Here is a 20,863-nt window from a genome sequence, read left to right on the forward strand (position 1 = left end):
GAATTGTTGGAATTGCACCCAGCCAAGTGCCAGGTGCAGGGTGTCCCTATCCGGGGAAGTCTGAGGCATGGATGCCGAAGCCTAGGCCCCATGGACGGGTTTACGCCGGCCCCGGATAGGGACACCCTGTGCCTGGCACGGACTCATGGCAACGAGGTACCTGAAGGCCACAGTGACCCCGCCGCACCGCCTATGTATAATGCGGCGTTTGATTTTTGACCTTCCGACATCAGGATGTTTCGCTGTGACTGAACAAACCACGCCATCGACAGCACCACCCAACGATTCAACCACGGCCCGCAATCTGAAGACCTTTCAGGGCCTGATTCTGACGCTGCAACAATACTGGGCCGACCAGGGTTGTGTGATTCTGCAGCCGCTGGATATGGAAGTGGGCGCCGGGACCAGCCATCCGGCGACGTTTTTGCGCGCCATCGGGCCGGAAACCTGGAACGTGGCCTATGTGCAGCCATCGCGTCGCCCGACCGACGGTCGCTACGGCGAGAACCCAAACCGCCTGCAACACTATTACCAGTACCAGGTCATTCTGAAGCCGAACCCGAGCAACATTCAGGAACTGTATCTGGGCTCACTGGAAGCCATTGGCGTCGACCCGCTGGTACATGACATCCGCTTTGTTGAAGACAACTGGGAAAACCCGACACTGGGTGCCTGGGGCCTGGGCTGGGAAGTCTGGCTGAACGGCATGGAGGTGACCCAGTTCACCTACTTCCAGCAAGTGGGCGGCATTGAGTGTTACCCGGTATCCGGCGAAATCACCTACGGCCTGGAACGCCTGGCCATGTACATTCAGGATGTCGACAACGTCTACGACCTGGTCTGGACCATCGGCCCCGATGGCAGCAAGGTCACCTACGGCGATGTGTACCTGCAGAACGAAATCGAGCAGTCGACATACAATTTCGAGCATGCCGATGTCGACAACCTGTTTCACCAGTTCGAATACCACGAAGGGGAAGCCCGCAAGCTGATCGACCTGAACTTGCCGCTGCCTGCCTACGAGCAAATTCTCAAGGCCGGCCACACCTTCAACTTGCTGGACGCCCGCCACGCCATCTCGGTCACCGAGCGCCAGCGTTATATTCTGCGCATTCGCACCCTCTCCCGGGATGTCGCCAAAGCCTATTATGAAGCCCGCAAGGCGATGGGCTTTCCGATGGCGCCACAAGCGCTGCGCGATGAAATTCTCAGTGCCGGGAACAAGGACTAAGACCACATGACACAGGCTGATTTTCTGATTGAACTGGGCACCGAAGAACTGCCGCCCAAGGCACTGAAACCCTTGCAAGACGCCTTCGCCGATGGCCTGACTCAGCGTCTGAAAGACGCCGGTGTGAGCTTCGGCGACACCGAACGCTTTGGCGCACCGAGGCGCCTGGCCATTTTGATTCGCGACCTGGGGCTGGCGCAACCGGACGAGGCGTTCGAACGCCGTGGCCCCGCCGTCAAAGCCGCCTTCGACGCCGATGGTAAACCGACCAGAGCCGCCGAGGGCTTTGCCCGCGGTAACGGTGTCAGCGTCGATGCACTGGAACGCATGGAAACCGACAAAGGCGAATGGCTGGTCTACCGGGGCGTCGAGCCCGGTAAAGCCACGGCAGATTTGCTGCCGGAGCTGGTACAGCAAACCCTCGATGCCCTGCCGATTCCCAAGCGTATGCGCTGGGGTACGAGCCGAGACGAGTTCGTGCGTCCGGTACAATGGCTGGTCATGCTGTTGGGTAACGACGTGGTGCCAGCTACCGTGTATGGCATTGAATCCGGCCGGTTGAGCCGGGGCCATCGTTTCCACGCTCCGGTCGATATCGAGATTTCCGAACCGGCCGCCTATGCCGAGACACTGCGCACACAAGGCAAGGTGCTGGCGTCGTTCAATGAGCGCCGCGACTACATTGAAACTCAGGCAAAAGCCGTGGCCAAAGCCGAAGGCGTTGAGGTGGTCATCGACCCCGATTTGCTCGACGAAGTGACGGCGCTGAACGAATGGCCGGTCGCCTTGATCGGTAGTTTCGAATCCCGCTTCCTCTCGGTACCGGCCGAAGCGCTGGTATCGTCGATGCAGGAACACCAGAAATACTTCCCAACGCACGACAGCAAGGGTGAATTGGCGCCACGCTTTGTGTTTATCGCCAACCTGGAAAGCAAAGACCCGGCCCAGGTAATCGCCGGTAACGAGAAAGTCATTCGCCCGCGCCTGGCCGACGCCGCTTTCTTTTGGGATACCGATCGCAAGACGCCCCTGGTCGACCGGGTCGAGAAACTCAAGTCGGTGACCTTTCAACAGCAATTGGGTTCGATGTACGACAAGGCCACCCGCTTGCGCGCCATCGCCGGTGAAATCGCCCAGCGACTGGGCGATGACGTCGAGCAGGCGGAACGCGCCGCCTGGCTGGCCAAGGCCGACCTGGTCACCGACATGGTGTTTGAATTCGACGACATGCAGGGCATTGCCGGCTACTACTACGCCCTGCACGATGGCGAACCCAAGGCAGTAGCCCAGGCCATTATCGAACAATACCGCCCCGCAGGTGCCGGTGACGAACTGCCGCTGAGCCGCGCTGGCATGGCGGTGGCACTGGCCGACCGGCTCGATAACCTCTCCGGTCTATTTGGCATCGGCCAGCCACCAACGGGCACTAAAGATCCCTTCGCCCTGCGCCGTGCAGCCTTGGGTGTGTTGCGCATTCTGGTCGAACGGGATCTGGATCTGGATCTGGTCGAGCTGGTCACCTTCGCCGCCGATCAGCATGCCAATCTGCCGCAGCGGGATACCCTGGTACCCCAGGTTGTCGACTATGCGCTCGACCGCTTCAGTGCCTGGTACGCCGACGCCGGTTTCCGCCACGATGTATTCCAGGCCGTGCGGGCGCTGAACCCGAGTCGGCCGCTGGATATTGACCGCCGGGTGAAAGCCGTGGCCAGCTTCAGCCATCTGGTTGAAGCCGAAGCTCTGGCGGCCGCTAACAAACGGGTCTCAAACCTGCTGGCCAAGGCCGACGGTGACATTCGTGCTGACGTTGACACCGCGCTGTTCGAAGCTGACGCCGAAAGCGCGCTCTGGCAGGCAATACAGGACGCTGAGGCGCACATCACCCCCATGCTCGCGGTGGTGGATTACCAGGGCGCCCTGCAGCACCTGGCCAGCCTGCGCAACAGCGTTGATGCCTACTTTGATGGTGTCATGGTGATGGCCGACGATGCCGCGGTGCGCAACAACCGCCTGGCGGTGTTGTCGAAACTGCGCCAGCTGTTTCTGAAAGTGGCCGACATTTCGGTACTCCAGGCCCAGTAAGGCGAGTGAATGCGGGCCAGCTCCGGCCCGCGTCTCTTCCCCCCGGGAAAGGCTAAATTCACTTAAACGACATCGCCCGGACACTGTTTGTCGGTACACTGGGCACCACTTTTAATCTGGCGAGAGCTGACGCTATGTGGTTGGCCTACCTGCGAACCTTTGTTTTTTATGCCTTTTTCTACGGGCCGTTTACCATTCTGTGGGCGTCGTTTTGCGCCCTCTTTGCCTATTTGCTGCCCTACCGGTTGCGCTATCACTTCGTGGTGGGTACCTGGGCCAAGCTGACGGTGTTCGCCAGCCGCTGGATACTGGGCATCAAGTACCGCATTACCGGGCTCGAAAACCTCGACGGTACCGCGGGTGTGGTGGTGTCCAACCATCAGTCAGCCTGGGAAACCTTTTTCCTGCAGCGGCTGTTTCGGCCCCAGACTCAGGTGATCAAACGCAGCCTGTTGAAAATCCCCTTCTTCGGGTGGGCGTTTTCGATGTTGCGCCCCATCGCGATCGACCGGGCCGACCGGGTAGGCGCCATGAATCAGATTCTCGAGCAGGGCATACCGCGCCTGAACGACGGTATTTTCGTGCTGATTTTCCCGGAAGGCACCCGGGCAGAACCCCACAAAGTTCGCAATTTTCAGCAAGGGGGCGCTCGTCTGGCCAAGGAAGCGGGCGTGCCGCTGATTCCGGTGACTCACAATTCCGGCGATTATTGGCTGAACAAGCGCTTCGTGAAACTGCCTGGCACCATCGACGTCATCATTCACCCGCCTATTGACCTCGGCAGCCTGAAAGCCAGCGAAGGTACAAAACTCGCTCACACGGTCATCAGTGATGGGTTAACCCGCATTCAGGCGCAACACGAACGGGTGAATAGCAAACACCGGCATTAAGCCATACCCTGGCCTCCTAACGGCCTTCGCCCGGTAACGCCAGATACCGTCAGACCAGGCCTGTCTGTTGACACATACGGTGTTAAAAAAAACGTCTAAACTGACCCATTAATGAACCGGCAGCTACCCTGATCCGGTTAAACCACAATGGGGAGTTGCGCGGTTGATATTGAACGTTTTCACATGCCTGTCAGCCCGGTTGAGGCAGATTGGGCCGGGCCGGCGACCGGGGGATATCTGGCGATCGCTCAGGGCCTTCCCCTTCATTTTTTTCTCCCTGCACAGCATGGCCGAGATAGACGCGTCCGCGCAGGGCCAGGTGGTGCGGGTTGGGCTTTACGAGAACGAACCCAAGGTGTTCACCAATACCGCTGGTGTGCCCGCAGGCATTTTTATCGACTTGCTCAATGAAATTGCGGTTACGCAAAACTGGACTCTCGACTATCGGCCCTGCGACTGGAGCCAGTGTCTGAACTGGCTGGAAACCGGCCAGCTTGACCTGATGCCCGATGTTGCCCTCACCGACGACCGCCAGCGTCGCTTTGACTTTCATCAGCAGCCGGCACTGAACAGCTGGTCTCAACTCTACAGTCGGCCAGACCAACCCATCGTCTCCATCTTTCAGTTGAACGACGCACGAGTCGCCCTGCTGCAAGATTCTGTTCAACTTCCGTATTTCCAGTCGATGCTAATCAATTTTGGGCTTCAGACTGAGTTGATTGAAGCACCGGACTACCCCGAGGCATTTCGCAGAGTCCGCGATGGTGAAGCCGACGCCGCGGTTTCGAACTACCTGTACGGTGCCTTGCACGCTTCCCAATACAACCTGGTGGCCACGCCCATCGCGTTTCAACCCTCGCAGTTGTATTTCGCCACTGGCAAAGGCCAGAAATCCGATCTGTTGGCGGCAATCGACCAGCAACTCACGAACTGGCGGGCAAACAGTGATTCGGTCTACTTCGATATTCTCAATGAATGGCAAAACCTGCCCCCCAAACCCCTGATTCCACGCTGGCTGATTCTATCGCTGACAACAGCCCTGGCCTTGCTGGCCATCACCGTTCTGCTGATTACCTGGCTACGCCACCTTGTAGCTGCACGCACCCGGGCTTTGTCAGACAGTGAACGTAAACTGACGACCATTCTCGACAGTGTCGGCGCCTTCATTTATATCAAAAATCGCGATTTCAAATATCAGTATGCCAACCAGCAACTGCTCGATTTTCTGGGTAAACGAAAAGAAGAAATACTTGATCGGACCGACTCGGATCTGTTTGGTGAAACCGTAGCCACCCCTTACCTGAGCAATGACCGACAGGTTTTTGCGCAGGGACACCCGGTGCGTGCTGAAGAGACCCTCAAAGGTAACGACGAGGAGCGCACCTTCTTATCCATCAAGATTCCGTTACACGATCACCTGGGGTCAATCTATGCCCTGTGCGGTATTTCGACGGACATTACCGAAGAAAAGGACAGGGAGGCCAGAATCCAGTATCTGGCGTATTACGAACCGCTGACCGGCCTGCCCAATCGCGCCTATCTGTTCGACTACCTGGCCCCAGCCATTCTCAACCGGCCCCCGCACCAGGGTCTAGCCCTGATGGTGCTCGACCTCGATGACTTCAAAGACATCAACGACACACACGGGCACGACTATGGCGATCAGTTACTCATCGAAGTCGTCCGCCGACTTACCAACGCTTTGCCGGACAAGGGCCATTTGATCCACCTCGGTGCCGATGAATTTGTGATAGTGATGTTCACAGAAGGCACTCCGAACGACCCGGCCAGCGCTTTTTGTGAACAGGTGACGCAATACATGCGCAACGGCTATGAGTGGCGCGATTTCAGCAATCACTGCACCGCCAGCATCGGCTTGGCCCTGCTTGAACCCGCTGAGGCCGGTGACCTTGGGCAAACGCTTAAACACGCTGAAGTTGCCATGCACCAGGCGAAACTCAATGGACGCGACGGATGGTGTCTCTTTACCGAGCAGATGCATATCGCACTGCAAACGCGCCTGGCGCTCGATGCCGATATGCGCAACAGCCTCGCCGACCAGGATTTCTTTCTGGTGTACCAGCTTCAATTTGATGACCGGCAACAGGCCATTGGTGCCGAGGCGCTACTGCGCTGGCGACACCCGCAGCGCGGTCTGGTGTCGCCCATGGAGTTTATTCCACTGGCCGAACGCAATGGGCTGATCCTGCCACTCGGCCGCTGGGTATTACTGACGGCTTGCCAGCAACTGGTGCATTGGGCCGGGCAAACCGAGACCTCCGGACTGTCAATGTCGGTCAATGTCAGTGCGGTGCAGTTCAGGTCAGCTGATTTTACCGCCATCGTAGCTGAAGTGCTGGCCCAGACCGGTGCCCGGGCAGAGCGATTAAAACTGGAGTTGACAGAAACCATGCTGATCGACGACCTGGACGATGCCATTCGCAACATCAGCGAACTCAAGGCCATGGGGGTGGATGTAGCACTCGATGATTTTGGCACCGGTTACTCGTCGCTGGCGTACCTGAAGCGATTGCCACTGTCCCAACTGAAAATTGACCAAACTTTTGTTGCCGACGTTCTTATCGACCCTGTCGCCGCTGCCATAGCCCGCACCATCATCGGGCTCGGACACAGCCTCGACTTGAACGTCATCGCCGAAGGGGTTGAAACAGAGGAACAACGTGAATGGCTGAAGCAGGAAGGGTGTCTGGCGTATCAGGGCTATTTATTCGGACGCCCGGAAACTGCGGAGCAATTACGGCATCGCTGGGCACAACCTGCCAACTGATCAAGGGTAGAAACGAAACAGGGCGGTTGAGCCTGTTTCAAGACTCACCCGCCGAAACGCCAGGCCCGTTGCGGGCCCGGAGATTACTTACTCCAAGCTGGCATCAATAGCGGCTTGAATATCGGCCTGTGGAAAAGCGCCGCGCAGAATCTCGGTACCCACCACAAAGGTGGGTGTGCCGGTAATGTTCAGCTGCTGGGCCAATGCCCGGTTGCTGGCCAGGGTTTGCTGTATCCAGTCTGCCTTGGTCTCCTCTTCCAGCTCAGCCCGGTCGAGCCCCAGAGAGTCGACCACTTGCCAGATCTCGCTGTTCTGACCCAGGCTGCCCGGGCGAGCTAGCAGGGCATCGTGATAGGCCTGATACTGATCCGGGTACAGTTCGCTGATCGCCAGGCTGACCCGAGCCGCAGTCACCGAGGTTTCCGACAGAATTGGCCATTCCTTATACACGACACGCAGATTCGGGTTGGCTTCCGTCAATGCCTTCACGGTTTCCGAAGCACGTTTGCAGTAGCCGCAGTTGTAATCGAAAAATTCAACCAGGGTGATGTTACCGTCCGGGTTGCCGCCCACCGGATCCTTGTCGGCATTCGTCAGCTGATCACCCACAGAGGCCAACAGTTCATTCTGGCTGGCCTGCTGGGCCGCCTGTTCCCGCTCTTGCAGAATGCCAATGGCTTCCATGATGATTTCCGGGTTTTCCAGAATGTAGTTGCGCACCATCTGGTTAACGTCGTCTTCTGTCAGGTCTTCTGCCTGAGCAAAGACCGCCGTCAATGCCAGCAAGGGCACCAATAACAGTAAACGTAACCGTGCGAATGGGGTGGGTGCGTTAAACATGGAGTCTCCAACAACGTGAGGGTTTTGACCACAGTATAGACGAGAGCTGATCATTTATTGACCAAAGCGAGCGTTATTCTGTGAGAGGTAATCTTGCTCAGCCGGGGTCGACGGCCGATTCAGAACGGTATTGCGGTGCGGGTAACGGCCGAATTGCTCGATGATGACCCGGTGCTCTCCGGCGGCATCATGAAAGCTTTTCAGTGCTTCCCGGGCGCTGGGGTAGTCGTTAAACAACTGGTCGATCTGCTGGCCCAGTACCTGATGGCACTCCAGTGACTCGGCGTGCATCAGTGGCATCAGGCAGAACATACGGCCACTCATGCCGAGCAACGTCAGATGCCCGTTATCGAGCGCTTGCTGGCTCCACTGCAGGGCAATCGGGTCCCAGGCAAAGGCCTCGGCACGACCGCGATACAGATTGCGACTGAACTGGTCGACCAAAATGATCAGCGCCAGTCGCCCTTCCGGGTGCTCGAGCCAGGCACTCAATTCGCCATCGATGGCGCGCTGATGGTCGGTAGCGAACCGTTCGGCGATCAGCCGGTCGGTTTCCTTGCCACCGCTGAACCAGCGTTTTTGATAGTGCGGCTCGGGCGGCTCCTGGTCACCAAACCAGAAATCGAGCACGGATTGCCAGGGTTTCATCGGCGTTTCAGGCCGCAGCCTGCTCATTCTCTGTCTCAGCGCCTGAGTTTAGCAGACTGCCCGCCACCATCGTCCAGTAGATTTGCAGAGTGTTGACCCAACGACCGGTCTGCGACAGGCTCGCCGGGGCGTCCCATTGTTCTGGCAACGCCAGCTGTTGGGCCAGGCTTTGCCGCCCAGCAGGGGCACCCAGGGGAAGCGCCGGCAATTTGAGCATGGTTTGGTACCAGTTCAGGTACAGCCGGGCCAGCTGCCGATCACGCAGTGAGGTCGCTTCCTGGGTAGCGGGTTCGAACCCGGCCCAGAGATGCAGTTGCTGCGCCGACTGCAAGGCGGAAAACAGCGTCTTGCCCAGCGCCAGATTCGGGTGTGACAAGGCCGCCCTGGGCCAAACCCCCTGAGCACTGCTGCGCCAGCGCTGGGTCAGCGATGCCAGATCCTGCTTGGGCGGATTCTTTTGCAGGCCCAGAGCGTGGGCCATGGCAGCTTTTTGCGTGGCCCGGGTGGCGTTGTAGTGACGCATCACCTGGGCAGGCCGCACGGCTTTGCCGCTGATCGCACTGGCGGGAGGCACCAGCGCATCCACGTCAATGCCGGTCTGGCCAACCCGTTGCTGGTGCTTCTGGTAGGTTTGGTAGTGCTTCAGCAGGGTACTGGCAGGCATTCGAACCCCGGCCTCGCGGTTCAGGGCTTTCTGATAACCCGCCGCACTGGACAGCACCCAGGTAGCCGGCGAGGCCATGCGAAACTGGCCCTGGCTGGTTTCCTCATCGGCATCGGTAGTCGATTCTGCCGGGCCGATCCACTCCGCCCACTGATCTGCGGTTACGCCCAGGGTAGTGCAAAACGACTGAAACTCCGGCCAGACGGGCATGAGACTGTTCAGCTTGCGGGTCAACCGCGTCACCTGGCGCGCTTCCCGGTGCCCGATCAGGGTTTGCATCATGGCTTCCTGGCGCGACTGGAGGTGCTCGACCATGGGCGTGACGCGCACCATTAGGGCGCCGGACCAGTCGGGTTTAAGCCGTGCCAGGGTGTGTTGCCACTGCTTGAAGGCCCCCCAGGTCCAGTAGGTAAAAGGCGGTGCCAGGGCGCCCAGTTGCCGGGTCATTTCGCCGGTCAGTTGCTGCAAGGTTACCGCTTGAAGATAGGGCAGACCGATCTCCACTTCGCACCGGCGCCGCAGCCATTGCAGTGAACTCTGGCGCACAGTGACGAAGGGCGCATTACTGATGCGAATGGCGGTGACCGAGGCGGTGTTCAGATAGGTGGTAATTTCGTGCGTCAGCGCGAACAACAGCAGTTCGGTATCCGGATCCAGCTCCAACCCCTCTGCTGGCGGGCGACGCGGCCTGAACAGCGCTGCGGGCACCAGCAGAACACCGGCGATGATCAGTTGCGTCAGAGCGGCACCCGCCTGGCTTGCCCAGACAGATACCGAGATCAGCGGCAACACCAGCAGCAGTGCGATCAGCGGTAACAGCAGATAAACCGCAAAGGGAATCGCAACCAGAATAAGCAGACTAAAGCGGGTTTCCAGCTCTTCATCCGGGTGGCGGTACCGCCCGGCAAAATAGTGACTGAGCCCGCCGTCCAGCAAATGCTGGCGCAGTTCATCGGCCGAGATTTTCTGGTTCGCCGTTGCCGTCTCGGCTTCGATGATCAGGCCAGCCCGGGTCAGTTTTTTGGCCCACTGACGGGCTTTCTCTTCCGGCAGGTTGCGCGCCAGCACGGTCCGCCGGTTGGCCATCAGATCGGCCAGTTGGGCGTCGCTGAGCTTAAGTTGTTCTTTGAGCGTGAGGCTGAGCTGAGTCTTGTTGGACACTGAATCCTGAAAGCCCAGGCAGACCAGGTGAAACCGTTGTGCAGACATGATTGAACCGAGCCCTGTAAGCAGCGATGGTGGCCGGGTGCCACCAGAGCCCAAGAATTAGCCAGGTCGGCTTTTTGCGCAAGTGAAAAAGGTTCAAACTGTGCGTTGGTTCAGGTGCGAACGCTTAACGCTTTAGCCCCTGACGAATCAGACGACCTGCGCCGCGCGCCTGGCGCATCACGCTTTTCCAGTCCCGCTTGCGACCCAGCCGGTTCAGCCGCTGGGCTCGGCCGTGTTTAGCTTGCTCCAGGCGTTCATAAACGGCACTCCAAAGCAGATCGATGTTGTAGCCGTCGGCGCCCTGGTCGAGCCGCACCGGCACCAGATCGACCACTGGCAGGGCAAGGTCTGCTGCGATGTGCTGCAGCGACTCGCTGATGGCAACGGCCTTGGGCGATGCCGGACTGGACAGGTCATAGGGAGGCGACCATTCCCGGGCGGGAGACAAGCGATCTATGTGGCTGACAACCCCGAGTATCGGCGGCTGCCGCCGGGTCGGGTTAGCACGGAACCATGCACGAAGGGCATCCAGCGCTTGCCGGTCCAGTGCACGGTCAGCACGGTGTGCCGACACCACCCATAAAATACAGTCTACCGACTCCAGCTGCGCGCCCCATTCTTCCGTGCTCAGTTCGTGGCTCACGCCTGGCGTATCAATCAGAACCGCCAGCGGCTCGCCCGCCTCATCACTTAACTGATAGCGCTCGGCACGGGCCGTCATCGGCAGTACATCGACCGCGCTCTGAGTGTCGTTCAGCAGGGCATTGACCAGGCTCGATTTGCCCACCTTAAGCTGGCCTGCGACCAGCACCTGAACCGGCCCCGGCGGCGGGCGCGTTGCTTGCTCATGCTCCGCCAGTTTTGCCATCTGGCCAGCATCGGCCTGCAAGCGCCCTGAATACAGGTCTATGGCGGCCCGGCCTACTTCCTCGACCCAGATGCGAGCGCCTTTTTGCTGCAAATAGTCGCTGGTTCGGTCGAATGCGACGTTCAACAGGCGCTCCCGGACTTCTGCCAGCACTGCCGACATTGGATTCACCGCCCGCACCAGCCGGAACAGGGTTTTGGCGCCTTTGTAATAGGGTTGGCTGGAGCTGCCCAGGTGCCAGAGCCGCATCACCTGCCCTACCTGGAAGTGACTGGACCCCGGAACATGCTCACCCAGCACCAGCCGGAGCCTCAGGCTGACCCGTTCGCTGAGCAACAATGCCTCAGGCAGCGTGAAATTCCAGACCGGGTCTTTGTGATCCGGATAATAGTGGCGGGCGACGTGCTCAATGACCAGACGTGCGCGTTCCAGCAGCAACGTCTGGCTACCCAGAATGATTTTGTCGGTATCCCGGGCCAGTTGCTGCACCTCGGTCCAGGCCGCCAGATCCTGAGCCGACCAGTCTGGTTCTGGTGGCGAAACCGGCGCGGCGGTCTCGGCCGGCGTTTCGATGCTGCCGATCAGACGGCGTTGCAACAGATGCACCAGCAAGTAGCCACCGCCGGTGAGCACTGCCGTGCCCAACAACCACAGTAACAGCCAGCCTTGCTGCCACAGCCAGAGCCCGCCCAGAGGTATCAGCAGCAACAGCGGCAAGACCATCAGCACCAGCATCAGGCCGATCACGATGATGATGGGCCCGCGCCAGCGGCGTTTAATCGTCTCGGTCATGGTGCTCCCTACGCATGCGGTCGTGAAACATCCGGTAAGCCTCTTGCAACGAGCCGCGATAGGCATTGGCGACGCCGGTGGGGTCCGCCTTGCCCTGTGCCGACAGATTCAGGTAATAACAGGCCGCCCGGCCCAGCGCGTAAGTGACCGCCGCACTGGCAGTGCCTGCGGCCACGGCACCGACCGACTGGCCATACACCGGTACCAGTTTGCCCAGCTGGCGCGCCGCAAAACTGGCCCCAATGCCGACCAGAGTGCCCGATCCCAGTGAGGTACCAAACTCAGCCAGACTGCGACGGTCCCAGTCGAGCCCGTAGATGCGACCAATGGAATGCAGCATTTTGCCCTGCAGGGTCGGCACCGTTACAAAGCCCGCCAGCGGGATCAGGTCGGTCAGGCCGGCGGCGGTGGCATAGCCCACCAGATGTGGGTGCAATTGTTGCAGTCGGGCATCGGCACCGGTCAGCTGCAGGCTGCGCAGCTGTTCACTCTGAGTGGCATCCAGAACCTGATCCAGCACGGCCAGCAAGGCGTTCAGGCCATAATCCGGGTTGGTAAAGCCGTCTTCAGGGCGGGTCAGATCCACCGCCACGGCATGCACGGGCCCCGGGCCCGGAAGCGACTCCAACCTGGCCGCCTGAGTCATCAGTGCGCGTTGCAGATCGGTCAGACCGGTGTCGCGTTGCAGTTCAGCGTAGTCCGGGTGATCCCGGTCGTCCGGGTAGCCATCGTGCAGCCGGGTCTGCACCAGCACGACCGGCCAACCCGGATGACGTTTGCGAATGCGATGCACCTGGGAAAAGACGTCATCCTGCTGCGGGTCCATGGCGCGGGCCACCACAATCAGCGCATCGGCCTGGTGTTCCTGTTCGGTCAGGTCGTCTTCCGGCGCATAATCAACTTCGCCAAGGCCACGGGTATCGATAAAGCGAACCAGCGGCAATTCCGGCGGGAAATCAAATAACCGGGCGTGGCGGGTACAGGGTTTGAAGCCTGCGCCAATCTCGGCTTCGGGGTGGCGGGTAATGGCATGCACAATCGATGTCTTGCCCGATTGCACCTTGCCCAGCAGCCAGAGCACCGGAGCCTCGCCCTGCACCTGCGGCGACACGGCGGCTTCAATGTCCGGTTCTGGCGACAGCACCGCATTGACGATGCGTTTCCAGTTTTTACCCCGGGGTTCCGATGACATAAACGTCTTGCCTTTACACTGATGCGGGCGACAAACCCAGTATGGCAGGTCACCCTGCAAATGAAACGCTCCGACTGGACGACAGCCGAGCCGCGTTTACACTGAAACCAGGCCCGCTCAATCGCCGTTGAAGCAACCACCTGACTGCTCTGTTATGGGCTCGCCCCACCATCGTTTCAACGTTATGCTCTGAACACTAACGGGGAACACCGGCATGAAGAAACTCAAGAATGAAAAAGAACTGGTCAAAAAAGCCATTGCCATGGGCAAGGCATACGGCGAGGCCAGAGGCGTCGTCGAGTTTGAACCCACGGATTCCGCCGAAGCGAAAATTGAGTACATTTATCGCTTACTGGTGCACGACAAGGTGATTCAGCCACTGCAGAATGACCAGATATCGCAACAGGCAATGCGCCATCGCCTGGCCATTTGGGCCTCGAAAGCGCCCGATTAAACCGGGCCCAGCAACAGGCCCAACCCATGCGATCCGCCAAAAATATAGATCGCGCAGATCACCCCTTCACCGATGGAGGCGCCCAGCAGGGTTTTCCATAATTTTATGCGAAGAATACTGCACACATAGACGATCATGTCGGTGGGCACAAAGGGGGCAAACCCCCAAATGCTGATGACAACGAGCTCGCGTTTGTGGAGTAATCGGGTCAGCCGCTCAACCTGACGGGGGTATCGTTCGTGGAAATACTGATCGAAGCGGACCTGCCGTGCCATTAAGTACACAATGGCCGAGGAGGTATATACCGCCAACTGATTGACCAGGAACAGAGGCAGGGGCGGAAGCACCAATACCCCGGCCAATACAAACGGCGTTGAGGGAATGAGCGTAAAGCCCCTGAGTGTGGAAACCACGAAATACAGAAACAGACTAACGATCAGGTTATCGTTAAAAAACTGACGCAGTGCCCGCGGCGCAAACCACTCCGGGTTGAGAAAATACACCGACAGCGACAGCGCTACGATGGCCCCCCAGGCCACCAGCCAGTTGCGGTTAACAATAACATCGGATTCTTTGTTCACAATGGGTAACAATGTCCTTTGGTGACGCGTCCTTTGAATCGATGCCATCACGCACCGAGGCTGTAGTTTATCGCGCAAGTCGTTTAAGTTTAACGGACAGAAGTCAGCTTTACCGGTTTACTACGAACCCGTGCGCCTGACCGGATCCAAAAACCCGGCCAACAGGAGACCGCCATCCAATGAAACCCCCTGCTGAACACCCCGAACCAAGCGATGCCCGAATGCGGCGAGCTGCCCAGCCCGTTATCGCTTACCCGCCAGATCAAATACCGCCTTACGATTCCAACCGGTTAAACCAGGCCCGCGCTACCCTGTCGCGGACCGACCGGGTAACGGTGAACCCACGCGATGCTGCCACCTTCCAGGTGCCCGCCGGACACTTTTTTCGCATCATCAGCACCGAGGGCGGCCAGGTCGGCGACTTGAATCTGTGGAACCAGCACACGCTGGCGGAACGTTTTTACAGCGGCAAAACGCGCGCCCTGCACGGCACCCACCTCAGTACCGGTGACCGCCTGTGGAGCAGTTTCCCTTACCTGAGGCCGATGGCAACCATCACCGCCGACACGCTCGACTGGTATGGGTGGGATGACGATGGCGCCAGCGTCCACGATGTAATCGGCACCCGCTGTGACCCCTACACCGGCTACCTGCTCAATACCGAGCACTACCACCATTGCTGCCACTCCAACCTCACCCGCGCGCTGGCACAGCAACAGAACCTGCCTTTAGCCGGGGCGGAACAGCATGTTCACGATGTGCTCAACGTCTTCATGTGCACCGGCTTCACCCGGGATACCCACCAGTACTTTATGAAGGCCAGCCCGGTCCGCCCGGGTGACTATCTGGAATTCTTTGCAGAAATCGACCTGCTCGGTGCGCTCTCTGCCTGCCCGGGTGGCGATTGCAGCGCAAGCCACTCCAGCGATGCGGCGGCCTGTTTTCCTTTGACCGTCGAGATCTATAAACCGGAAGGTGCAGCACTGGCAGGGTGGCAGCCGGCGTCAGTCAACGGCTATGACGGCCATCACGGGGTACCTCCAAAAGCCTGAATTCACCCGGGGCCAGCGAATCGTCCAGCTCATAAGAGCCTACTGCACTGCGGTGCAACGCCAGTACCGGGTTACGAAACCGGCCAAACATACGTTTGATCTGGTGGTATTTACCCTCGGTCAGGACCAGATCGGCGGTTGTGGCAGAGGTAATCGTCAGCGCGACTGGCGCGGTCACGATGTTTTCAGTTTCAAAATACATCCCCTCGGCAAACGCCTGCACATACCGGTCATCCAATGGGTCTTTTACCCGTACCTGATACCGCTTGGGCACCTTACTTTCCGGCGCCGTCAACCGGCGCGACCAGCGGCCATCGTTGGTCAGCAAGACGAGGCCGGAGGTATTCAGATCCAATCGACCCACGATATGCAACTCGTCTTTGGCCGGGTGATCAATCAAGTCCAACACGGTAGTGTGCTGCTTGTCTCTGGTTGCACAGACAACACCAACAGGCTTGTGCAGCAGGAGGTATAGCGGTGAACGGTGCTGTAGCATCGTTCCCTGGCATTCAATTCGGTCAAACTCGCAGACTCGCCATTGGCCATCGTTAACCGGCACACCATTGACGGTGATGACCCCACGGGCGAGCAACGGCTTCACCGATTTCAGTGGAATCTGACAGGACTTCGCGATGAACCGGTCCAGGCGACTGTGTTTGGAATGCACAAACGTCCCTCAATGAGGAGCCAGTATTGGCAAAGTGGCCAGATACACGGCGTTAAAATGCCAGCGAACTGGTGACATTGGGCCGTTCACAGTACCCTTGTGTCAACGCTGAAACCACGGCCATGCCCCTCAAAACGAGCAATCTTTAATGAAAAACACACTCAGACATCTGTTCCAGCCCATTCTCCGTATTTTTGAATCGGGCGACGATCAATTCCGATACGACAAGTCACATCGAAAAATACTGCTTGCGGTCGGCGTACTGTTCCTGTTTTTGTCGGCAATATCGGCCGTACTGGCCATTAATTCCGCCCAGTTGGGTGGCCTCGTCCCCGTACTCGCTTTCTTCCTAATCGGGTTCGTGTGTATCGTTGTGGGCACTCTGGGAAGTGACAAAGCCGTGGCAAAGATATGGGGCAACAAGTAAACCCTACCATCTACCAGTGCACCCTTGAGCGCTCCGGAAACAGCCGATCTCTATTGTATTCTAGGTAAAAGGCAAAGGGTCTCAACCCGAATCAGGAAGTAACCGTGATTAACATCAACCCGAGAAAACTACTCCATAGTAAATGGACAGCGGTCAACCCCTCCAATAAAGAGAAGCACTTCCTCGTTACGGAGGTGGAATTCAGCGAAGAAGGTGAGGTCATTCATTGTTTGCTTGAAGCCGTTTTAACAAACCGGTCAGAGCCAATAGACTGGACGGAACTGAAGGATGAAAACAACTGGCGCCAGGGTTGGGCATAAAACGCTGAAATTCACTACCGGTGCAAACGCCCGTTCTCTTAATTCTGCATGGGAATGTCATCTTCCCATCGAAAGCCAACGCCACCGCTTTTCCAGACGCCCTCCCCAAAGGGGCTGGGGCCATCAATGTTCAGAAATTGAGGCAGCTCAGCAGTCGGTGCCAGGTTGTGTACGCCTTTAACGGTACTGCGATGCATGATTCGCAACCCTTGCTGTTCGGGCGGCAAATGGGCTTCCGGCGAAGCGCGGTGAGCGACGGCCAGGTTATCGATGAACACACAGTCATTTTCCCGATAGTCATAGACAGCCGCATAACCGTTCTCGAGCCCGGCATTCAGGATATCGTTGTATTCATGACACAGTCTGGTCAGTTCATCTGCGTTCAACAGGCGAAAGCCATCGCCATCGGTTCGTTTTTCAATCACCGCGCCGGTCATGCCCAGGTGCAACCAGATGCACAGGCGACCGGAGATCGGATGCTTGTGAACGACCGGATGCACCACCCCCGATGCGGAATTCACGGACGAGAGCCGACGCCAATACGCTTGGCGATTCTGAGGCAGCGCGTCATAAGCGGCCCCCTGATGCGCAAAATAGGTACCGCCTCCTTTTTCGGCCGGCCTTATGATGTGGTAACCCGAATGCGAAAAGGTGGCGGCGATAAAACTGCCATCGTTGTGCCATTGCGGGCCCACGCCGGGAATCCCGGCGCGGCGATCGTTCGACAAGCGGAAGATGTGCGGGTTATTCCCGGGCGTCGCCGGATGGATGCCGTGTGTGCTATGAAGCGCTCTGCCACCCCACAAGCAACTTGCCCGTAGAAAGTCATCGACACTCAGCGGCTGGTCGTTTTTAAAAACGATGAAGCCCCGGTTTGCCATTTCGAGCTCAAGCGCACGCACAACCTCGGGGTCCGGTAACGTCTCTGATGTAAGATCTATGCCTCGAACCTCAGCACCCAGAGGCCCTAGCGGCGTGATCGTACCACCGCAGCTCTCCACCCGTGCAACACGGGCAGGATCGAGCGGCGCGATGGTCAGTTCATCGGTTTTCATGGTCTGTCTCCTGTTGCCGATATCTATGCATGACCTGTTGGCCATTGCGGCGGATGGCCCACACCTCTATGGCAAAACCCGGGGGGTCTAAGACCTGTGCCTACCATTGACCGGTCACTTCAGTGTCTACATGACGGCAGGCATCGCGGGAATAAACCATTTCTCCGGCCATTCCGTGTTACCGGTGGCCAGCAGTTGTTAACTTTCGTAAAGACGTAGGGCAGCAAAAGAGGGGGTTAGCGGGGGTACGTTGTGTTGGGGTGCCATTGCTCACTGGCGGGTCCGGGATTGAACGCCCAGACGATGCAGCGTGTGGATCAGGTCTGCTTCACTGATCTGCACATACTCCAGAACACGGCCATACAGCATGGCGGTGGGGACATTGCGGTTCCGGCATTCTTTCTGGGTCTGTTCGAGCACAGCCAAAACGATACGATCGGTGCGGGTGAGACCATCCCGGACGTCGGGCAACTCGTCCTGCAAGGCCAGTTGGCCCTCAGAGCTCACAGACACGCCTGCACGAGACTTCCGAGTGCGAGTTCACCGCCTTGTACGACTCGGGTGGTGATGCCTCCGTGTCCGCGCATTGCATTGTAGGCACCGGGACCGAGGGCTTTCTCCATTTTACTGCACGGGTGACACAAGCCGGTGTATTCCAACACAACGTCACCGATTCGAAAGGTTTTATCTTTCAGGGCCAACAAGTTCAGGCCAGACACCACCAGGTTGCGGCGGAATACCTCGGGGCCAATAGACTCCCGATGCAAGCAAGAGGCAATCACACTCAGATGTTCGTGTTGGATCAACGTCACTTGCCGTTTGCTGGTTTCACGGCCACTGAATCGATCACCTGCCAGGCCTTTGCCCGGGCTGACCATGACACGATCGAGTATCAACATGGCCTGATCACGGGCGGGGCGGACACCGATCCACTCCACCCGGCCAGTTTGCGGCAGGGTATTTAGCAACCTTTGCATCGGCGTTGGTTCTGGCATTGGGGCTCTCTGTTACGCAGATCAGGCAGCCAGTTTGCCACGGAAAACCTGAGCAGGACAGCCTACGGGTACACCCTCAACACCAGTGCCTAACCTGCGTTGGCTTTCAGCATTTGATACAACTGATCCTTCAAGTGCAGCCGTTGCTTCTTGCGCTCTTCAAGATACTCATCGTTAACAAACTCGCTACCGCTTTCAATGCCGTGGACCTCATGTTCCACGTCAGTATATTCTTCAAACAACTTGGCAAAGTGTCGATCATTCATTTTCAAATCATGAATCTGATCACGGTATTCCGGAAACTCATGCAATAAATCGTGTTTTTCAACCATGCATTGCTCCTTTTGATGTGGGAAGTGATTTCGATGGGGCCATGAACGATCCACGCCCGATCGAAAAAAGAACGTTTCATAGCCAGTCGAAGAACGGTGATAGAACAGCGTTAACCAACGCATGACCGATCGATAGGTAGTCTGCAACACTGGCTACTGAATGGTCACGAGTGTAGAAGCCTTGAGCTTCATGTCAAAAGGTTGAGGTGTAAGTTAGGTGTATGGCTGCCACTGAACGGAGCCACCCTCGGGCATGCCGGATAGGGGTATGTAAACTCCCCTGACAATTACACAATGTAACGATGGGTGTCTCCATTGGTTACTCCCAACGTATAGACCAGCCCTATTTTCTACTTCGAATCGAACCATGACTACGACCCCATTGACTCACAGCCGCCTAAAGTGGGTGTCTCCGCATTGTTGATAGTCGCTTAGTTTGAATGTCCAATTTACTCAGATGCCTAACTCACCACAATCCAACACGAATGAATCCGATTTTTTTTAAGAATCGCCTTAAAACAAACCACAGTGGAAACCCGACAATTACAGAGAAAAACATTCGCTCACCAAGGTTATAGCGCGCCACTCCAGCTTCTAAAGGAAGGTACGCGATGCCATTAACCCGAAGCGAAAGAATGGTTAACCTAACAACCCTAATTTCAAGTTCGACATTATTTTCAGGAATCGCTTTACATGCGACAGGAAATTTGTATCCATAGTAAGGTGTGCTTCCGCTGTCTTGGGGTATAGTGATTCGAATCCTGTTTTGCGATCTCCTTTTTCGGTCACTACACAAAATCTTTTCAAAGCTACCTTGAATAACTTTTGTTCCAGCTAAAGTACTAGGGTTAACTGTATGAAAACTAGCCCAAAACAGTCCAAACGATAGCGCCAAGATGATTGTCATCAATATGAATATAGATTCTCTAAGGTAATTAAACCTATACCTGTTTGAATTCATACTTTCAGCCTGATAGGGACGTCTGATATATGAGCAACAGTATCACTTACTGCAGAAATTTCACAGCTAGCTGGGACACCCATCACAATTACACACTGCAGCGATGGGTGCCTACTCAGTTGCTCAGTTGGGAGTCTTATAATTTCCCTGTTGACCCTATAATTATAACCAAGGCAGTTAAGAGCAAAAAAAAGATTGTAGTAAAGAAGTTCAATAACACTAGTTTCCTATATTTTTTCCCGACTTCGGTCAACCTCTTGTCCGGAATTAATTCATACTTTCTTTTAAACAGGAAAATCAGGAAAATCAGCTGATCATTATTACTTGCTAGTATAAATCTTGGACGGCAACTCTCTATTAAACTACCATACGACTCCTTTATTGCCACATAGTACAACCCTAACTTAGGCTGTAATATAAAGAACCATCCAATCAAAAAAATAAAAAGCAAGACCCACATGTACAGTATAAAATCAATCAAAGTTTAATAGCCTTCTCTCATTAAAGTGCAAACTTTTCCGTTAGGTTATAGATAGACGCTAAATCGCTATTTATCGAATATGTTTCCGGGAAAAATCTCAAGAGCAAATAGGCAATGGCAACAATTATTCCAAAACCGACTAACATACTGTATAACCACATACCTAGATTTTTACTCTTATAGAAATGAAAATGCTGACGAAAGTTAAAGCCATATTTAATATAGCCCTCAACAAAAAGCAAACCAACCCTTACAACACACGCAAACGTTCCTAAAAGGATTGCGAAAAGGAAAAGAGTAATTAGTATTTTCACTTTTATTTTTCCTCAAAGTG

At 56.6% G+C, this 20,863-nt stretch carries 21 protein-coding genes; 8 read left to right on the forward strand and 13 right to left on the reverse strand.

The window, feature by feature from the left end; genetic code table 11:
- Nucleotides 1-244 precede the first annotated feature (244 nt).
- The 4 genes from glyQ (at nt 245) to ACHUE7_RS15260 (ending at nt 6,991) form a co-directional block, all read left to right on the forward strand.
- Nucleotides 245-1,231, forward strand: a complete 987-nt coding sequence (glyQ, locus tag ACHUE7_RS15245; RefSeq protein ID WP_394170753.1) for a glycine--tRNA ligase subunit alpha — start codon at nt 245-247, stop codon at nt 1,229-1,231.
- Nucleotides 1,232-1,237: 6 nt separating this feature from the next.
- On the forward strand, nt 1,238-3,313 hold the full coding sequence (gene glyS / locus ACHUE7_RS15250; RefSeq protein ID WP_394170754.1) for a glycine--tRNA ligase subunit beta: 2,076 nt from the start codon (nt 1,238-1,240) through the stop codon (nt 3,311-3,313).
- Nucleotides 3,314-3,447: 134 nt separating this feature from the next.
- Complete coding sequence (locus ACHUE7_RS15255) at nt 3,448-4,203, forward strand: lysophospholipid acyltransferase family protein (RefSeq protein WP_394170755.1); 756 nt, start codon at nt 3,448-3,450, stop codon at nt 4,201-4,203.
- A 286-nt stretch (nt 4,204-4,489) separates the two neighbouring features.
- A complete protein-coding gene (locus ACHUE7_RS15260; RefSeq protein WP_394170756.1) occupies nt 4,490-6,991 on the forward strand; it encodes an EAL domain-containing protein in 2,502 nt (833 codons plus the stop codon).
- An 87-nt stretch (nt 6,992-7,078) separates the two neighbouring features.
- On the opposite strand, the gene ACHUE7_RS15265 is transcribed toward ACHUE7_RS15260, so the two are convergent.
- The 5 genes from ACHUE7_RS15265 to ACHUE7_RS15285 form a co-directional block, all read right to left on the reverse strand.
- Entirely contained in the window at nt 7,079-7,831 is a 753-nt protein-coding gene (locus ACHUE7_RS15265; protein WP_394170757.1) for a DsbA family protein, read from the reverse strand.
- A 54-nt stretch (nt 7,832-7,885) separates the two neighbouring features.
- On the reverse strand, nt 7,886-8,506 hold the full coding sequence (locus ACHUE7_RS15270; RefSeq protein ID WP_394170759.1) for a DUF924 family protein: 621 nt from the start codon (nt 8,504-8,506) through the stop codon (nt 7,886-7,888).
- The gene (locus ACHUE7_RS15275; protein ID WP_394170760.1) at nt 8,487-10,352 is read right to left on the reverse strand and encodes a hypothetical protein; all 1,866 of its coding nucleotides are present in this window, start codon (nt 10,350-10,352) and stop codon (nt 8,487-8,489) included. The genes ACHUE7_RS15270 and ACHUE7_RS15275 overlap by 20 nt, the downstream gene beginning before the upstream one ends.
- Nucleotides 10,353-10,476: 124 nt before the next feature.
- The gene (locus ACHUE7_RS15280) at nt 10,477-12,012 is read right to left on the reverse strand and encodes a GTPase family protein (protein WP_394170761.1); all 1,536 of its coding nucleotides are present in this window, start codon (nt 12,010-12,012) and stop codon (nt 10,477-10,479) included.
- Nucleotides 11,996-13,204, reverse strand: coding sequence for a YcjF family protein (locus ACHUE7_RS15285; protein WP_394170762.1), 1,209 nt, complete (start codon nt 13,202-13,204; stop codon nt 11,996-11,998). Before ACHUE7_RS15285 ends, ACHUE7_RS15280 begins: the two co-directional genes overlap by 17 nt.
- A 214-nt stretch (nt 13,205-13,418) precedes the next feature.
- Between ACHUE7_RS15285 and ACHUE7_RS15290 the strand changes: the two genes are divergently transcribed.
- Nucleotides 13,419-13,658, forward strand: coding sequence for a DUF5062 family protein (locus ACHUE7_RS15290; RefSeq protein ID WP_394170763.1), 240 nt, complete (start codon nt 13,419-13,421; stop codon nt 13,656-13,658).
- Here the strand turns inward: ACHUE7_RS15290 and ACHUE7_RS15295 are convergent.
- Nucleotides 13,655-14,239 carry a VTT domain-containing protein gene (locus ACHUE7_RS15295; protein WP_394170764.1) on the reverse strand — a complete coding sequence of 195 codons (585 nt, stop codon included), beginning with the start codon at nt 14,237-14,239 and terminating at the stop codon, nt 13,655-13,657. The genes ACHUE7_RS15290 and ACHUE7_RS15295 overlap by 4 nt on opposite strands.
- A 179-nt stretch (nt 14,240-14,418) precedes the next feature.
- Between ACHUE7_RS15295 and ACHUE7_RS15300 the strand changes: the two genes are divergently transcribed.
- Nucleotides 14,419-15,291, forward strand: a complete 873-nt coding sequence (locus ACHUE7_RS15300; RefSeq protein WP_394170765.1) for an urea carboxylase-associated family protein — start codon at nt 14,419-14,421, stop codon at nt 15,289-15,291.
- On the opposite strand, the gene ACHUE7_RS15305 is transcribed toward ACHUE7_RS15300, so the two are convergent.
- Nucleotides 15,248-15,958, reverse strand: a complete 711-nt coding sequence (locus ACHUE7_RS15305) for a pseudouridine synthase (protein WP_394170766.1) — start codon at nt 15,956-15,958, stop codon at nt 15,248-15,250. The two genes, ACHUE7_RS15300 and ACHUE7_RS15305, sit on opposite strands and share 44 nt — an antisense overlap.
- A gap of 148 nt (nt 15,959-16,106) precedes the next feature.
- On the opposite strand from ACHUE7_RS15305, the gene ACHUE7_RS15310 reads away from it, so the two are divergent.
- A complete protein-coding gene (locus tag ACHUE7_RS15310; RefSeq protein ID WP_394170767.1) occupies nt 16,107-16,385 on the forward strand; it encodes a hypothetical protein in 279 nt (92 codons plus the stop codon).
- A gap of 104 nt (nt 16,386-16,489) precedes the next feature.
- Nucleotides 16,490-16,705, forward strand: coding sequence for a TIGR02450 family Trp-rich protein (locus ACHUE7_RS15315; RefSeq protein WP_394170768.1), 216 nt, complete (start codon nt 16,490-16,492; stop codon nt 16,703-16,705).
- Nucleotides 16,706-16,743: 38 nt separating this feature from the next.
- Here the strand turns inward: ACHUE7_RS15315 and ACHUE7_RS15320 are convergent, their stop codons facing one another.
- The 6 genes from ACHUE7_RS15320 to ACHUE7_RS15345 all read right to left on the reverse strand — a co-directional run bounded on the left by ACHUE7_RS15320 (nt 16,744) and on the right by ACHUE7_RS15345 (nt 20,843).
- Nucleotides 16,744-17,760: a TauD/TfdA dioxygenase family protein gene (locus ACHUE7_RS15320; protein ID WP_394170769.1), complete on the reverse strand. Its 1,017-nt coding sequence runs from the start codon at nt 17,758-17,760 to the stop codon at nt 16,744-16,746.
- Between the two features lie 270 nt (nt 17,761-18,030).
- Nucleotides 18,031-18,267, reverse strand: a complete 237-nt coding sequence (locus tag ACHUE7_RS15325) for a hypothetical protein (protein ID WP_394170770.1) — start codon at nt 18,265-18,267, stop codon at nt 18,031-18,033.
- The gene (locus ACHUE7_RS15330; RefSeq protein WP_394170771.1) at nt 18,264-18,755 is read right to left on the reverse strand and encodes an MOSC domain-containing protein; all 492 of its coding nucleotides are present in this window, start codon (nt 18,753-18,755) and stop codon (nt 18,264-18,266) included. The genes ACHUE7_RS15325 and ACHUE7_RS15330 overlap by 4 nt, the downstream gene beginning before the upstream one ends.
- 89 nt (nt 18,756-18,844) lie before the next feature.
- Nucleotides 18,845-19,087 carry a YdcH family protein gene (locus ACHUE7_RS15335; RefSeq protein WP_394170772.1) on the reverse strand — a complete coding sequence of 81 codons (243 nt, stop codon included), beginning with the start codon at nt 19,085-19,087 and terminating at the stop codon, nt 18,845-18,847.
- Nucleotides 19,088-19,553: 466 nt separating this feature from the next.
- On the reverse strand, nt 19,554-19,982 hold the full coding sequence (locus ACHUE7_RS15340; protein WP_394170773.1) for a hypothetical protein: 429 nt from the start codon (nt 19,980-19,982) through the stop codon (nt 19,554-19,556).
- Nucleotides 19,983-20,549: 567 nt separating this feature from the next.
- Nucleotides 20,550-20,843 (reverse strand): hypothetical protein, encoded by a 294-nt coding sequence (locus tag ACHUE7_RS15345; protein WP_394170774.1) that lies wholly within the window; start codon nt 20,841-20,843, stop codon nt 20,550-20,552.
- Nucleotides 20,844-20,863 lie beyond the last annotated feature (20 nt).

It is taken from the genome of Saccharospirillum alexandrii, from assembly GCF_043641555.1.
Taxonomy (GTDB): domain Bacteria; phylum Pseudomonadota; class Gammaproteobacteria; order Pseudomonadales; family Natronospirillaceae; genus Saccharospirillum; species Saccharospirillum alexandrii_A.

Excerpts from the sequence above, each read along its gene's own strand:
- glyS (WP_394170754.1), top strand. The coding sequence starts at position 1,238 with ATGACACAGGCTGATTTTCTGATTGAACTGGGCACCGAAGAACTGCCG.
- ACHUE7_RS15255 (WP_394170755.1), top strand. The coding sequence starts at position 3,448 with ATGTGGTTGGCCTACCTGCGAACCTTTGTTTTTTATGCCTTTTTCTAC.
- ACHUE7_RS15260 (WP_394170756.1), top strand. The coding sequence starts at position 4,490 with ATGGCCGAGATAGACGCGTCCGCGCAGGGCCAGGTGGTGCGGGTTGGG.
- ACHUE7_RS15265 (WP_394170757.1), bottom strand. The coding sequence starts at position 7,831 with ATGTTTAACGCACCCACCCCATTCGCACGGTTACGTTTACTGTTATTG.
- ACHUE7_RS15270 (WP_394170759.1), bottom strand. The coding sequence starts at position 8,506 with ATGAGCAGGCTGCGGCCTGAAACGCCGATGAAACCCTGGCAATCCGTG.
- ACHUE7_RS15275 (WP_394170760.1), bottom strand. The coding sequence starts at position 10,352 with ATGTCTGCACAACGGTTTCACCTGGTCTGCCTGGGCTTTCAGGATTCA.
- ACHUE7_RS15280 (WP_394170761.1), bottom strand. The coding sequence starts at position 12,012 with ATGACCGAGACGATTAAACGCCGCTGGCGCGGGCCCATCATCATCGTG.
- ACHUE7_RS15285 (WP_394170762.1), bottom strand. The coding sequence starts at position 13,204 with ATGTCATCGGAACCCCGGGGTAAAAACTGGAAACGCATCGTCAATGCG.
- ACHUE7_RS15290 (WP_394170763.1), top strand. The coding sequence starts at position 13,419 with ATGAAGAAACTCAAGAATGAAAAAGAACTGGTCAAAAAAGCCATTGCC.
- ACHUE7_RS15300 (WP_394170765.1), top strand. The coding sequence starts at position 14,419 with ATGAAACCCCCTGCTGAACACCCCGAACCAAGCGATGCCCGAATGCGG.
- ACHUE7_RS15310 (WP_394170767.1), top strand. The coding sequence starts at position 16,107 with ATGAAAAACACACTCAGACATCTGTTCCAGCCCATTCTCCGTATTTTT.
- ACHUE7_RS15320 (WP_394170769.1), bottom strand. The coding sequence starts at position 17,760 with ATGAAAACCGATGAACTGACCATCGCGCCGCTCGATCCTGCCCGTGTT.
- ACHUE7_RS15330 (WP_394170771.1), bottom strand. The coding sequence starts at position 18,755 with ATGCCAGAACCAACGCCGATGCAAAGGTTGCTAAATACCCTGCCGCAA.
- ACHUE7_RS15335 (WP_394170772.1), bottom strand. The coding sequence starts at position 19,087 with ATGGTTGAAAAACACGATTTATTGCATGAGTTTCCGGAATACCGTGAT.